Raw genomic sequence first — 14,704 nt, forward strand, 5'->3', positions numbered from 1 at the left:
TACCCGGCCGGCCGAGGCGGAGCGTTGCGACGGATCGCGGCGCTCCGCCTCACGTGGTCCGTACGAAGTCCATGTCCATACGAAGTCCATGCACATCCCTTCCCCGACCGACGCATCGACGCAGGGACGAACGGAACCCGCAATGACTCAGACGACCCTGGCCAAAACCCCGGAGCCGGCGCCCGAACCAGCCGGCACCCCGGCCCCGGCCCCAGCCCCCGCGGCGCCCCCCGCGAAGGGGGACCGCATGCGCGCGCTGGACGGGCTGCGGATCCTCGCGGCCCTGATGGTGTGCGTCTTCCACTACGCGGGGAAGGGCCAGGTGGAACGCGCGTGGGGCCAGTCCCCGAAGGAGCTCTTCCCCGATCTGTCGGCGGTCGCCACCTACGGTTCGCTGGGGGTCCAGCTCTTCTTCGTCATCAGCGGCTTCGTCATCTGCATGAGCAGCTGGGGCCGTTCGCTCGGTGACTTCTTCCGCTCCCGTGTCACCCGGCTCTACCCGGCCTACTGGGCCGCCATCGTCCTCGTCACCGCCGCGTGCGTCGCCCTGCCGTCGGTCATCGCCCCGCTGCGCCTCGACGAGGTGCTGGTGAATCTGACGATGCTGCAGCAGCCGATGGGGGTGGACCGGGTCCTCGGGGTGTGCTGGACGCTGTGGGTCGAGGCGCGCTTCTACCTGCTCTTCGCGCTGTTCGTGGTGTGGAAGGGCGTCACCTACCGCCGGGTCGTCCTGTTCTGCTGCCTGTGGACGGTGGCGGGGGTGTTCGCCCGGGTCGCCGACAACCCGCTCACCGACGAGCTCGTCATGCGCGACCACGCTCCGTTCTTCATCGGCGGTCTGGCCCTCTACCTGATCCACCGGTACGGCAGTGATCTCCTGCTCTGGTCGATCGTGGGCACCAGTTGGCTGCTCGGCCAGCGGTACTCGACGACCGCGCTGTGGGACCCGAACGCGACCAGCGTCTTCCAGGAGCGCTCCCCCTACGTGATCCTGCTCCTGGTCACCTTCGCCTTCGGCGCGGTGGCGGCCGTGGCGCTCGGCTGGCTGCGGTGGGCGAACTGGCGCTGGCTGACCTTCGCCGGGGCGCTCACGTACCCCTTCTACCTGATCCACGAACACCTGGGCTGGTTCGTGATCGCCGTCTACCACCGGAAGTTCGGCCTGGAGCCGCGGCTGACCTTCGTCGCCACCGTGGTCTCGCTGCTCGTGGTCGCCTGGCTCATCCACCGGCTGGTGGAGAAGCCGGTGGGCCCGCGCATGAGGCGGATGATGAAGCGGCAGGCGGAGCGGTTGCGCGCGTCGTAGCGGCCCGGCCCGTCCTACGGGCGGCGGCCGTGGAGCGGCGGCCGTACCGGCCGGCGGCCGGGGAGTTCGGCTCCCCGGCCGCCGGCCGCCCGGATCACCAGGCCCAGCGCTGCTCCGCGCCGCCGTTGCACGTCCAGATGATGGCGGCGGTGCCGTTCGCCGTGGAGCCGCCGTTGTCAAGGGACAGGCACGTGCCCGACTTCACGTTCACGAGTTCGCCGTTGCTGTAGAGGGTCCAGGACTGCTCGGCGCTGCCGTTGCAGGTGTACTGGATCGCGGCCGTGCCGTTGGCGGTGGCGCCGCCCGCGGCCAACGAGAGGCACTTACCGCTCTTGAGGTTGAGCAGCCCCCGGCTGTCGAACGCCCAGTACTGTTCGTCGCCGCCGTTGCACGTGTACTGAATAGCGGCGGCGCCGTTGGCGGTGGAACCGCCCCCCGATATGGAGAGACACTTACCGCTCTTCGCGTTGAGCAGAGTCGCGTACACGGCATTCTGGTCGGCGAAGGCCGTTCCCGTACCGGCGAATACAGCCGCCATCGCGACTCCTGCCGCGAAAACCCCACGCATGAGTGTGGTGCGCATTACGACCAGCCCCCTCAGTAAGTAACCGGAACAACATCGGAATCTTGTCCCAGAACTCTGCGGAAATATCGGCGGTTTACGGCCGTACCGCAGAAGGAACGCCCGGCAGAGCACAGATGGCCATCCTGTTCCGGCCCGCCGAACGGGAGGGAAAGAGACTGTGCGGGGCCGCCCGGAACGGACCGCTCCGGGCGGCCCGGAGATCCGCCGCCCGTACCGTGGTTGGCCGAATCCACCCCCTTGCGGTTTCAGCGCGTGTCCGGGCGCTCACCCACAGGTCAGGGCCGGTCGGGCGGGCGGGCGAGGACCCGATCGGCGCGACGGAGTGGCTGGTGACGGCGGGCCACCCCTACACTCCACGTAACGTCACGTGACGGGTTGGCAACAGGGAGTGCGCATGAAGGCGAGCAAGGGCGACCGGCTGGTCACGCACGGCAGGGTGGTGGGCAAGCACGACCGTGTCGTGGAGATCGTGGAGGTGCTGGGCCCGGAGGGCACGCCACCCTTCCGGGTACGCGCCGAGGACGGCCACGAGACGATCATGTCGCCGGGCCCCGACTCGATGGTCGAGCACCGCAAGGGCAAGGACTGACGTCCCGGGTCCCCGGCGCGGGGCGGGGAACGCCCGGTCAGTGGGCGATGGAGTCGATCAGCTCCCGCGCGCCCTGGCGCAGCAGCGCGAGGGCGACGGACGCGCCGAGGTCGGCGGGGCTGAGCAGCCCGGCCCACTCGTGGGCGTTGAGTACGGTCTTGCCGTCCGGGGTGAAGACACAGGCGCGCAGCGACAGATCGCCGTTGGGGCGGGCGGTGGCGTACCCGGCGATGGGGCTGTTGCAGTGCCCCTGGAGGACGTGCAGGAACATCCGCTCGGCCGTCGTCTCGCGGTAGGTGTCCGGGTCGCCGAGGCCGCTGACGGCGTCGATGAGCGCCGTGTCGTCCTCGCGGCACTGGAGGGCGAGGACCCCCGCGCCGATGGGCGGGCACATCGTCTCGGGCGACAGGATCTCCGTGATCACGTCGGGGCGCCCGATCCGCTCCAGTCCGGCGGCGGCGAGCAGCAGGGCATCCGCCTCGCCCGCGGCGAGCTTCTCCAGCCGGCGGTTGGCGTTGCCCCGGAACGGGACGCACTCCAGATGCGGGTGGGAGGCGGCGAGTTGGGCGATCCGCCGCACCGACGACGTACCGATCCGCGTCCCCTCGGGAAGCCGGTCGAGGGTCAGACCGCCGGGGTGGATCAGTGCGTCGCGGATGTCGTCGCGCTTGAGGAACGCCGCGAACGTCGTGCCCGCGGGCAGCGGCCGGTCCGCCGGTACGTCCTTGACGCAGTGCACCGCGAGATCCGCCTCGCCCGCCAGGAGCGCGGCGTCGACCTCCTTGGTGAAGGCGCCCTTGCCCTCGACCAGGGAGAGGTCGCCCAGCCACTTGTCGCCGGTGGTCTTGACGGGCACGACCTCGGTGACCGTACCGGGATGGAGCGCCGTCAGCTCGGCACGGACCCGCTCCACCTGGGCCAGGGCCATGGGCGAATCACGGGAGACGATACGGATCAGCTCTGGAGCGGACATGCCATTAACGATAGACCTCCCCGGGAGCCCCACCGGCCCCGGGCGGCGTCAGACGCTGCTCAGCGAGAGCTTCGCCGCGAACCCCAGGAAGAGCGCCCCCGCCGCCGTCGTCATCCCCGCCGAGAGTCGCTTGCGGCGGCGGAAGGCCGCAGCGAGCCGCGTACCACCGAATATCAGCGCCGAGAGGTAGAGCGCGCTGGCCGCGTTGGCGAGCAGGCCCAGCAGGACGAAGGAGAGCGCGGGGTGCGCGTATCCGGGGTCGACGAACTGCACGAAGAAGGAGACGAAGAACAGGATCGCCTTCGGGTTGAACAGGCTGATCACCAGCGCCTTGCGGTAGGGCCGCTCGGCCGCCGCCGGCGCCTGCTCCGGTCCGTCCGCGGCGCCCGCCCCGTCCCGTATGTGCCGGTCGCGCCAGAGCGACCGGGCGGCGCGCAGCATCCCGACGGCCAGCCAGGTCAGATAGCCGGCGCCGGCGAACTTCACGACGTCGAACAGCAGGGCGTTGGCCTGGAGGAGCGAGGCGACACCCGCCGCCGAGAGCACCATCAGGACCGTGTCACCGCACCAGACGCCCGCGGCGGCCGCATAGCCCGCGCGCACGCCGCGGCGGGCCGCGACCGAGAGCACGTACAGCGAGTTCGGACCCGGCAGCAGAACGATCAGCACGAGGCCGACCAGGTAGGTCGGCAGATCAGTGACACCCAGCATGTACCGGAGTGTGACATACGGGTCCGACATCCGGCCGGTCCGTTCCGGCGGCCGGACACCCCGCCGGGCACGGCCGCCGGATCCTCTGCCGGATGCCGCCGGATCCCCTGCCGGATCCACGCTGCATCCCCTGCCGGAACCCCCGGCGGCCGTCACCGGATTCCTGCACGAGGATCTTCTATACGAGGATCTTCATCAGCCGCTCCGCCAGCACCACGGCCGAATGCGGGTTCTGCCCGGTGATGAGGTTGCGGTCCTCCACCATGTAGGGCTCCCACGCGTCACCGCGGCTGTACGCGACGCCGACCTTGTCCTTCATCTCGTCCTCCAGCAGCCAGGGCGCCTTGGCCGCCAGTCCGACGCCTTCCTCCTCCTCGTTGCTGAAGCCCGTGGCCTTGTAGCCCTTGAAGGGCGACACACCGTGGATCCGGGTGGCCAGCATCGCGGCGGGGGCGTGGCACACGATCGCGAGCGGATCGCCCGAGGCGAGCTGCGCCGTCAGCAGCCGTCCCGCGTCGGCGTCGACCGCCAGGTCCGCCATCGGGCCGTGGCCGCCGGGCAGATAGACCGCGTCGTAGTCCTCCAGGCGGACGTCCGACAGCGCGAGCGGCCGCCGCATCACCTCCGCGGAACGAATGGTGTTCTCCAGGTCCAGGGCGCCCTGCTCACCGCCGGCCATCGAAGGCCGGAGGCTCATCATGTCGACGTTCGGGGTCACCGCGCCGGGGGTCGCGACCACGATCTCGTGGCCGGCGTCCGTGAGCGCCTTGTACGGGGCCGCGAACTCCTCGGCCCAGTAGCCGGTCGCATGCCTGGTGCCGTCCTTGAGTGTCCAGTACGTCGCGCCGGTCATCACGAAAAGTATCTTCGCCATCACATATTCGCCTCCCCGCACCCTTTCTTCGGGTTTGAGGTATTCGCCTTTTACCAGCCTAGGGACAGGTCCGGACCACTGCACACGGGCGGCGGCCGGAGCGGAGGCCGGAGAGCCGGAGAGGCCGGCTGTCAGAACGCGTCCACCGGCACATACGTCCCCCACACCTCCCGCAGCGCGTCGCAGACCTCCCCCACCGTCGCCCGCGCCCGCAGCGCCGTCCGCAGGGGGTGGAGCACGTTGGCCGTGCCCGCGGCGGCCACCCGCAGCTCCGCGAGCGCGCCCGCCACCGCCGCCCCGTCCCGCTCCGCCCGCAGCCGCGCCAGCCGCGCCGCCTGCCGGGCCTCGATCCCCGGATCGAGCCACAGCGGGGTGTACGGCTCCTCCTCGTCCAGCGCGTACCGGTTCACGCCGACGACCACCCGCTCCCCGCTCTCCGTCTGCCGGGCCACGGCATACGCGGACCGCTCGATCTCGCGCTTCTGGAAGCCCTGTTCGACGGCGCCGACCGCGCCGCCCAGCTCCTCGACGCGGGCCATCAGCGCGAGCGCCGCCGCCTCCACGCCGTCCGTCAGCCGCTCGACGGCGTACGACCCGGCGAACGGGTCGACGGTCGCGGTGACGTCCGTCTCGTACGCCAGCACCTGCTGGGTACGGAGCGCGAGGCGGGCCGCCTTCCCGGAGGGGAGCGCGAGGGCCTCGTCGTAGGAGTTGGTGTGCAGCGACTGCGTCCCGCCGAGGACCGCCGCGAGCCCCTGCACCGCGACCCGCACGAGGTTGGTCTCCGGCTGCTGCGCGGTGAGCTGCACGCCCGCCGTCTGGGTGTGGAAGCGCAGCATCAGCGACCTGGGGTCCCGCGCGCCGAACTCCTCGCGCATGACGCGGGCCCAGATCCGGCGCGCGGCACGGAACTTGGCCACCTCTTCGAGGAGGGTCGTCCGCGCGACGAAGAAGAAGGAGAGCCGGGGCGCGAAGTCGTCCACCTCCATGCCCGCGGCGAGCGCCGTCCGTACGTACGCGATGCCGTCGGCCAGCGTGAACGCGATCTCCTGCGCGGGCGTGGCCCCGGCCTCCGCCATGTGGTAGCCGGAGATCGAGATGGTGTTCCACCGCGGGATCTCCGTACGGCAGTACCGGAAGAGGTCCGCGACCAGCCGCAGGGACGGTTCCGGCGGGAAGATGTAGGTGCCGCGCGCGATGTACTCCTTCAGTACGTCGTTCTGGACGGTGCCCCTGAGCTCCCGCGCCGGAACGCCCTGTTCCGCCGCGACGAGCTGGTAGAGGAGCAGCAGCACGGCGGCGGGCGCGTTGATCGTCATCGAGGTGGAGACCTCGCCGAGCGGGATCCCCTCGAACAGCTCCCGCATGTCGTCGATCGAGTCGATCGCGACGCCGACCCGGCCGACCTCGCCGTGGGCCAGGGGCGCGTCGCTGTCGTACCCCATCTGCGTCGGCAGGTCGAAGGCGACGGAGAGGCCGGTCGTGCCGTGCGCGATGAGCTGCCGGTAGCGGGCGTTGGACTCGGCGGCGGTGCCGAACCCGGCGTACTGACGCATCGTCCACGGCCGGCCGGTGTACATCGTCGGGTGGACGCCCCGGGTGAAGGGGTACGCGCCGGGCTCGCCCAGCTTCTCGGCGGGGTCCCAGCCGGCCAGCGCGCCGGGCCCGTAGACCGGCTCGACGGGCACGCCGCTCTCGGTGACCCTGACGCCCCGTCCGCCGCCTTCATCGGCACCGCCGGTTCGCCGTCCCGGGTCCGTCATCGGTACCGCCTCCCGTCGCTGACCGCCGGTCACCACGGACTGTAGCGGCGGCCGGTCGTCCCCGCCCCCGGGAATTCGGGAGTTACGGGCACGCGGGCGGCGTCGGCGCGGGATCATGTCACTCCGGTCACTCCGGTCCGGCCGCGCGCCGGGAACCGTCTTCTTCTCTTCGGGGAGCCGCGAAGATGCTCACGACATCCACCCTGTGCAGAGGGTTCGCCACGGCCGCCGTGCTGGCCGTGAGCGTGGGTTGTACGGTGCAGCCGGGCACGGGCGAGCCGGCGGGCGACGCCAAGGGCGGGGGCCTGGGGGTGAGCATCGGCCCCCTGCCCGAGCGGACCACGCCCACGCCCACGCCCACCCCGTCCGACGCCCCGCCGGCCGCGTCGGCCCGCGCCGCCGCCAACCGTTCGGCGGCCCCGGTGCCCACGCCCACGCCCACCCCGCCCGGGCCCCCGGCGCCGAGCGCGAGCCCGGAGCCGCCGGCGCCCAGGACGCTGATGGCGGCCGGCAGCCGGAGCGACCAGGTACGGGAACTCCAGGCCCGGTTGGGCCAGATCGGTTACTTCGACCGCGCGCCCACCGGCTACTACGGTTCCGTCACCACCGGCGCGGTCTCGGCGTTCCAGGCCAAGCGGGGGCTGCCCCGGACCGGCGCGACGGACACCGTCACCTGGCAGCGGCTCCTCGCCATGACCCGGGCGCCGACCGCCGACGAACTGGACCCGCCCACCACCAGGCCGGTCGCCAAGCCCGACCCGCGCTGCATGAAGGGGCGGGTGATGTGCATCAGCAAGACGAGCAGCACGCTCTCCTGGATGATCGACGGGAAGATAAAATCCTCGATGGACGTGCGCTTCGGCTCGGAGTACACGCCGACGCGCGAGGGGACGTTCAAGGTCGGCTGGAAGTCCCGGCACCACGTCTCGACGCTGTACGACTCCCCGATGCCGTACGCGATGTTCTTCAGCGGCGGCCAGGCGGTGCACTACTCCGAGGACTTCGCGGCCCGCGGCTACTCGGGCGCCTCGCACGGCTGCGTCAACGTCCGCGACGAGAAGAAGATCGCCGCGCTGTACGCAGAGGTCAGGACCGGCGACAAGGTGGTCATCTACTGGTGAGGAACAAGCCTGTCGGTAACCACCGCACCATCAATTGAGCCCCCCCCCCATTGAGCAACCCCCGCCCCCGGCGTCCACGTCCGCGAGAGCGGCGCCGGCTCAGGCGCGAGGGGGTGGCGCGGGCGGGACCGGGGGAACGTGTCCCGCCCGCGCCGATGCGCTGAGCCGTAGGTACGGGGGGAACCCCGGCTCGATGCGCTGCCGATGACCAGTCGGCTCACTCTGTACTGCGTCAGAGCCCGGAAAAGTGTCACACCCGGCCCTGCGTTTTCGTATAACGCCAGGTCAGGACGGGTCTTGGTCCGACGAGGGCTCCGCAGCCGATGGCTCCGGAGTCTCCGGGGGCCCGGTCACCGTCCCCGGGTCCGTCGGACCGGCCGGGTCGCGCGATTCCTCCGGGCCCGGCACCGCGTACGTCGGTGACGGGGGCGGTGTCAGGGCCGGCGCCGCGGGCATCTTCTGCGGCTCGCCGTTCTCGCCCCCGTCGCCCTCCTCGGCGTTGCCGCCTTCCTCGCCCTTCCCGCCGTTGCCGTCGTTGCCGCCCTTCCCGCCGTGCCCGTCGCGGTCCTTGCCGCCGTTCCTGCCCCCGCCGCCCCGCGGATCGCCGTCGAGCAGCCGGTCGCAGTAGCGCTCCGTGCCTCCGGGCCCGTCGGCCGCCGTGTCCAGGGCCTTTCGCCGCTCGGGGTCGATCGCGCCGCCGCGGTAGTCGCGGCAGGCGTCGACGGTCCTGCGGAACCGGTCACCGGACGCCGGGTCCGTGTTCGGTACGAACGGATCGTGGTGGCCGTCGGCCGCCCCGGCGGGGGCGTCGTCGTCCGCGTCGGCCTCGCCCCGCGCGCCGCCCGCCGCACCGTCGTCCTCGCCGGGCGCGGCACCGGCCGCCGAGCCGCCCGTACCGGAGGACGGTACGGGCGAGCGTCCGGCCCCGCCGTCGCCGCTCGGGTGGTCCGAGGGCCGCGCGGACCGGTCCTGGCCGCGTTCGGCCGAGCCGGACGACAGCGGCCTCGGGGAGGCCCCGGCCGAGACGGAGCTGGCGGGCCCCGGGCCGGGTCCGAAGAGGGAGGGCACCACGGTGGCGCCCGCCGCGACCGTGATCCCGCCCAGCGCGCATCCGGCCACCGCGACGACCAGCCCCCGGCGCAGCGGACGGCCGCGCCGCCGGGTCCGTACGGTCATGGGCGCCAGGGCGAGCCGTACCGTACCGGGCAGGTCCGCGGGGGCGGCGCCGTCGGTGCGGCCGGCCGCGCCGGCCTGCCGGAAGGCCGCCAGGGCGGCCGCCTCACCGGGGAGTTCCGCACCGTTTGCGTACGTGACGGCGGACATGTCCCGAAGGGCGTCGGAGAGGAGTTCCCGCCGGGCCCGCGCATGTTCGTCGGGGGCCTCCACGGGGTCACCGCGCAGCAATCCCTCCGCCGCGTCCTTGTCGAGCCACGCGTCCCGTTCGTCGGCCATCACATGTCCTTCTGCGTCCGCAGGCGCGAATACGTCACACCTGCGGAAGCCGTGGCCTCCGGTCGTGGGCCGCGCTGCGGGGGTACGGCGGACAGCCCCGTGCGGCGGTCCGCGCCGCCGGGAGCGCCACCGGGGCCGCCGTCCGCGGCGCCGGCCGCGTCCGCCTCGGCGTCGGCGTCCGCGTCGAGGAGTTCGGCCAGCCGCTTGAGCCCGCGGTGCGCGGCCGTCCGTACCGCGCCCGGACGCTTGCCCAGCGTCCTGGCGGCGCTCTTCGCGTCGAGCCCGACCACCACCCGGAGCACGACGGCCTCGGCCTGGTCCTGCGGAAGCTGGGCGATCAGTGCCATGGTCCGGCCGGTCGCCAGGGCCTCCATGGCCTCGTCGGCCGTGTCCGAGTCGGCCGCCTTGCCGGTCAGCTCCGTCTCGTCGGCGCCGATGGCGGGGCGTCTGCCGCGCATCCGGAGATGATCGAGGGCGCGGTTACGGGCGATGCGCGCCGCCCAGCCGCGGAACCGGTCGGCGTCACCGGTGAAGCGGCCGAGGTCGCGGGCGATCTGGAGCCAGGCCTCCGAGGCCACGTCCTCGGCGTCCGGCTCGCCGACGAGTGTCCGTAGGTAGCCCAACAACCGCGGGTGCACGGCGCGGTACACAGTACGGAAGGCGTTCTCGTCCCCGTCCTGCGCCGCGAGCACCGCGGTGGTCAGCTCCGCGTCGTCCCCCAGCACTCCCACAACCCGTCCCGAAATCGCGGCTGGTCCCTGCCGCACCACCCCACGCGCTTCTGCACGCTACGGCCTTACCCGGCCCGCGTCCACGCCTTGTACCGCCTGCGACGACGTGCCGGCGTCATGAGGTGTGACACAAAAAGCCTCCGTGACGCTGATGTGAGTACGGGGCCGTGCTGCGGCTCCGGCGGACGACGACCGGGGCCTCTCCTGTGGGGGGTGGCGGCCCCGGTCGTCCTCTTTTTTTGCCCCTGCCCTGAACTGGGACGATGCGCGGCATCGGTGACCAACGCGGCCAACGCGTGACCAACCGGCCAGATGGATCATGTCGCCCCCGCCCCGATGAGCCGAGCCGTCCGGGTCGGCAGGCGGGCCCCTTACGGCTCGCCCGGCGTCTGTCGTGCCGGTCGATGGCGCGGCCTGATGAGGGGTGTCTCACATTGGCCGGGGCCACGACGGCAGCCTCCCGCTCGTCCGGTAGCCGGTCGACGTCCGAACCTGCTCAGTCGGCGGTCATGGCGTCGATCAAGCTCTTGGGACGCATGTCGGTCCAGGTCTCCTCGATGAAGTCGAGACACGCTTGACGCCCCGCCTCTCCGAAGGCCACCTCCCACCCGTCCGGCACATCGATGTATGTGGGCCAGAGCGAGAACTGACCCTCCTCGTTCTTCAGAACAAGGTAGTTGGCGTCCTGGTCCTCAAAAGGGTTCGTCATCATTCATTCCCATCTGTCACTCGAACTTCACTGCGGACAGCCAATCAGAAATTGAATCCCAAAGCAGAGAGAGCATGGGCGGATTGGCCATGTCGTCGTGAGAGCAAGGCAACCGCGACTCGCTTATTCGACCGGAAGTGTAGGGCTGCCACATAGCGCGACCCGAACCGTCGTCGAGCTCGTCCGACGAAACAAAAAGAAGATCGCCATGAAACCTGCGAGGATAATGCTTCACATAGATACGGGTATTATTCGCAATAATCCTCGCCCTTACTTCGGCCTCTTCCTCTGAAATCTCACTGCGGAAGTAGTCGGGGAGTCCGGCGAGTTCCCGGAGGGAAGGCGCCTCGTCGAGCACCGCCGATGCGTCCGCATGACCGAGATCGCCAGGGCCGCTGCCATCGCTTTCCTGAATCGCTTGACGGACAGGATCCGCAGGTTCCCGGCCGGTCGCGCCCGAGTCGAGTGAGCCGACCGGAGCGGGTGCGTAGCCTCCCATGATGACGAGTGCCACTTGCTCGCCGTCTTCCTGCAGTTGTACGGCCATCTCCTGGGCTACGCGGCCTCCCATCGACCACCCCAGCAGATGGTAGGGACCGGACGGTTGTACGGTGCGCAACTCCTTGACGTATTCTTCCGCCATTTCCCGGATGGATCCGGGCAACTGACCCGCACCGTCGACGTCCCGCGCCTGCAGGCCGTACAAAGGAATGCCAGGAGGTACGAATCCGGCCAGCGGCGCGAAGCACCAACTCAACCCGGATCGCGGATGAACGCAGAAAAGGGGTGGCCGGTTGCCGTGAGTCCTGACGGGAAGGAGCATACGAAGTGAGTCCGTCATCGCGGGAAGGCTGAGCCGATGCGCGAGTCCCGCGACGCTGGGTGCTTCCATCAGCATGTGAACGGAGACATCGACACCCATGATCGAACGAATCCGGCTCACCAGCTTGACCGCCAGAAGTGAATGTCCACCGTATTCGAAGAAGTTGTCCTCGACGCCGATGTGCGGCACATTCAGTCCCTCGGCGAAAATTCTGCACAGGATTTCTTCCTGGACCGAGGAGGGTTCCCGACTCCCCGCGGACCAGGCATGGTCCGGCGCCGGAAGTGCCCGTCGATCCAGCTTCCCGTTCGCCGTCAGCGGCAGACTCTCCAGGACCACCAGCGCGGACGGCACCATGTGCTCCGGCAGCTTCGCGCCGAGATGGGCGCGCAGGGCAGCGGTATCGACACCGTCCGTGTGACCGGTGGCGGGAACGAAGTAGCCGACCAGACGCTTGTCACCGGGACGGTCCTCACGCACCACCACCGCCGACCGGGCCACATCCGGGTGCCCGGTCAGTACGGCCTCGACCTCACCCAACTCGATCCGGAAACCCCGGACCTTCACCTGATCGTCCGTACGGCCCAGATACTCCAACTGCCCCTCGGCGTTCCACCGGGCCAGGTCACCGGTGCGGTACATCCGCTCGCCCCGACCACCGAACGGACTCGCGACGAACCGCTGGGCGGTCAGCCCCGGCCGGGCGTGGTAGCCGCGGGCCAGTTGGGCGCCGGCGACGTACAACTCACCCGCGACACCCACCGGAACCGGACGCAGAGCCGGGTCCAGGACGTAGACCCGGGTGTTCCACACCGGACGGCCGACCGGCGCGGTACCCCCGGGCCATGCCGCCCGGTCCGCGGGCAGGGTGTGGGCGGTGACCACATGGGTCTCGGACGGACCGTAGTGGTTGTGCAGCACCGTTCCGGCCGCCCCGCACAGGTCACGGACCCGGTCACTGAGCACAAGGGCCTCGCCGGCCTGGGAAACATGACGCAGCCGCGGCAGGTCCGTGCCCTGCTCCGCCAAGGCCTCACCGAGCGCGTCCACCATCATGGTGGGGGCGTACAGCTCGGTGGCCTTCTGCTCCCTCAGCCATGCCACGAACTCTTCCGGGTTACGCCGGATCTCCTCGTCCGGTACCACAAGGGTCTTGCCGTCCAAGAGGGCGGAGAGGATCTCCTGCGCCGAGACGTCGAAGCTGATCGCGGTGAACTGAGCGACCCGCGAACCGGCCTCGGCGGGGAGGGCGGAAGCGTGCCAGGACATCAGGTTGACCAGCGCGCCGCAGGACATCACCACACCCTTGGGACGCCCGGTCGAGCCGGAGGTGTAGATCAGATACGCGGGGTGCTGCGGCAGCAGCGGACCGATCCGCTCCTCATCGCCGGGAGCGCCGGCCGGCAGTGCGCCGAGTTCGGCGACAACCGCGGGGGCGTCCAGCAGCAGCGCGGGCCCGGTGGCCAGGCGCCCGGCGACCTCCGTGGTGGTCAGCGTCAGCGAGGGGACGGCATCGGCCAGCATGAAGGCGATCCGCTCGGCCGGGTACTCCGGATCGATCGGCAGGTAACCGGCGCCCGACTTCAGCACCGCCAGCAGACCGACGATCAGGTCCACCGAGCGAGGCACGGCGAGCGCGACGACGCGCTCGGGACCGATACCGCGACGGATCAGCAACCGGGCAAGCCGGTTCGCCCGCTCGTCGAGCTCCGCATAAGTCAGTTCCACGTCCGCGAAGACCACAGCCATCGCATCCGGAGTACGAGCGACCTGCGCCTGGAACAGCTCCGGCAGCGTCACGGCAGGCACGTCGCGGGCGGTGTCGTTCCACTCGACCAGGACCCGGTGCCGCTCCGTCGGGTCCAGTACGTCGATGGCGTTGATGTGCTGGTGGGGGTTGGCGGTGACGGTGTCCAGGACGCGGACGAACCGTTCGGCCAGTGCCTCCACCGTTTCGGGATCGAACAGATCGAGGGCGAAGTCGATACCGCCGCGCAAGCCGGCCGGACGATGACCATGGAAGGTCTCGCTCAGGCTGAAGAACAGGTCGAATTTGGCCGGCGGTTCGCCGGTGGGCAAGGGTTCGGTATCGATGCCGGGCAGGTCCAGTACGGGCTGGGCGTTGTTCTGCAGGGTGAGCATGACCTGGAAGAGCGGATGGCGCGCCATCGAACGGGCCGGGGCCAGGTCCTCGACCAGCCGCTCGAAGGGCACATCCTGGTGCGCGAACGCGGCCAGACCGTTCTCCCGCACCTGCTCCAACAGACGAGTGAACGTCGGATCACCCGACAGGTCCGTGCGCAGCACCAGAGTATTGACGAAGAACCCCACCAGATCATCCAGCGCCTCATCGGTGCGCCCGGCCACCGGAGTGCCCACCGGGATGTCACTGCCCGCACCCACCCGGGACAACAGCACCGCCAAAGCCGCCTGGAGCACCATGAACACCGTCACACCCTCGGCCCGGGCCAGCCCCGCCACCCGGGCATGCACCCCCGCCGGCACACACAACTCCACCCGGCCACCACGATGCGACGCCACCGCCGGCCGAGACCGGTCGAACGGCAGCACCAACTCCTGAGGAACCCCCTCCAAAACCCCACGCCAATAACCCAACTGCACACTCAGCAGACTCTCCGGATCGGACTCCTCACCCAGAAGCTCACGCTGCCACAACGTGTAATCCGCGTACTGCACCGCCAACGGCCCCCACCCAGGCACCCCACCAGCAGCACGAGCCGCATACGCGGCAGACACATCCCGCGCCAACGGACCCATCGACCAACCATCACCCGCAATGTGATGCACCACCATCACCAGCACACACTCACCCGACCCCACCCGCAACAACCACGCCCGCAACGGAAACTCAACCGCCAGATCAAACCCACGACCCGCCAACCCCGCAACCACCCCCGCCAGATCCTCCCGCCCCACCTCAACCACCGGCAGATCAAAAGAAGAAGGCACAGAAAGAATCCGCTGATACGGAACACCCTCAACAGCACCAAAAACCGTCCGCAACACCTCATGCCGACCCACCACATCACCCAACGCCAACCGCAA

General features: G+C 70.4%; 12 protein-coding genes. 3 read left to right on the forward strand and 9 right to left on the reverse strand.

Features of this window, described 5'->3' with window-relative positions; translation table 11 throughout:
• Positions 1-142 precede the first annotated feature (142 nt).
• Entirely contained in the window at positions 143-1,306 is a 1,164-nt protein-coding gene (locus AB0P17_RS35830) for an acyltransferase (protein WP_365817837.1), read from the forward strand.
• A gap of 94 nt (positions 1,307-1,400) precedes the next feature.
• Here AB0P17_RS35830 and AB0P17_RS35835 read toward each other — a convergent pair whose 3' ends face one another.
• On the reverse strand, positions 1,401-1,844 hold the full coding sequence (locus tag AB0P17_RS35835; RefSeq protein WP_365817838.1) for an RICIN domain-containing protein: 444 nt from the start codon (positions 1,842-1,844) through the stop codon (positions 1,401-1,403).
• Between the two features lie 442 nt (positions 1,845-2,286).
• Here AB0P17_RS35835 and AB0P17_RS35840 point away from each other — a divergent pair, with 442 nt between their 5' ends.
• A complete protein-coding gene (locus AB0P17_RS35840; RefSeq protein WP_365817840.1) occupies positions 2,287-2,481 on the forward strand; it encodes a DUF1918 domain-containing protein in 195 nt (64 codons plus the stop codon).
• 37 nt (positions 2,482-2,518) lie between these two features.
• On the opposite strand, the gene hemC is transcribed toward AB0P17_RS35840, so the two are convergent.
• From hemC to AB0P17_RS35860, 4 genes are all read right to left on the reverse strand, one after another.
• Complete coding sequence (gene hemC, locus AB0P17_RS35845) at positions 2,519-3,454, reverse strand: hydroxymethylbilane synthase (protein ID WP_365817842.1); 936 nt, start codon at positions 3,452-3,454, stop codon at positions 2,519-2,521.
• Positions 3,455-3,502: 48 nt separating this feature from the next.
• Positions 3,503-4,165 (reverse strand): leucine efflux protein LeuE, encoded by a 663-nt coding sequence (leuE, locus tag AB0P17_RS35850; RefSeq protein WP_365817844.1) that lies wholly within the window; start codon positions 4,163-4,165, stop codon positions 3,503-3,505.
• Between the two features lie 178 nt (positions 4,166-4,343).
• Positions 4,344-5,039, reverse strand: coding sequence for a type 1 glutamine amidotransferase domain-containing protein (locus AB0P17_RS35855; RefSeq protein ID WP_365817846.1), 696 nt, complete (start codon positions 5,037-5,039; stop codon positions 4,344-4,346).
• A 131-nt stretch (positions 5,040-5,170) separates the two neighbouring features.
• Positions 5,171-6,802, reverse strand: a complete 1,632-nt coding sequence (locus AB0P17_RS35860) for a methylmalonyl-CoA mutase family protein (protein ID WP_365817848.1) — start codon at positions 6,800-6,802, stop codon at positions 5,171-5,173.
• A 185-nt stretch (positions 6,803-6,987) separates the two neighbouring features.
• On the opposite strand from AB0P17_RS35860, the gene AB0P17_RS35865 reads away from it, so the two are divergent.
• Positions 6,988-7,923, forward strand: a complete 936-nt coding sequence (locus AB0P17_RS35865) for a L,D-transpeptidase family protein (protein ID WP_365817850.1) — start codon at positions 6,988-6,990, stop codon at positions 7,921-7,923.
• 285 nt (positions 7,924-8,208) lie between these two features.
• Here AB0P17_RS35865 and AB0P17_RS35870 read toward each other — a convergent pair whose 3' ends face one another.
• From AB0P17_RS35870 to AB0P17_RS35885, 4 genes are all read right to left on the reverse strand, one after another.
• Positions 8,209-9,375, reverse strand: a complete 1,167-nt coding sequence (locus tag AB0P17_RS35870) for a hypothetical protein (RefSeq protein ID WP_365817852.1) — start codon at positions 9,373-9,375, stop codon at positions 8,209-8,211.
• Positions 9,375-10,100 (reverse strand): RNA polymerase sigma factor, encoded by a 726-nt coding sequence (locus AB0P17_RS35875; RefSeq protein ID WP_365817866.1) that lies wholly within the window; start codon positions 10,098-10,100, stop codon positions 9,375-9,377. The genes AB0P17_RS35870 and AB0P17_RS35875 overlap by 1 nt, the downstream gene beginning before the upstream one ends.
• A 502-nt stretch (positions 10,101-10,602) precedes the next feature.
• Positions 10,603-10,815 (reverse strand): MbtH family protein, encoded by a 213-nt coding sequence (locus AB0P17_RS35880; RefSeq protein WP_365817854.1) that lies wholly within the window; start codon positions 10,813-10,815, stop codon positions 10,603-10,605.
• 16 nt (positions 10,816-10,831) lie between these two features.
• On the reverse strand, positions 10,832-14,704 hold the full coding sequence (locus tag AB0P17_RS35885) for an amino acid adenylation domain-containing protein (RefSeq protein WP_365817856.1): 3,873 nt from the start codon (positions 14,702-14,704) through the stop codon (positions 10,832-10,834).

The organism is Streptomyces sp. NPDC088124, from assembly GCF_040685895.1.
GTDB lineage: Bacteria > Actinomycetota > Actinomycetes > Streptomycetales > Streptomycetaceae > Streptomyces.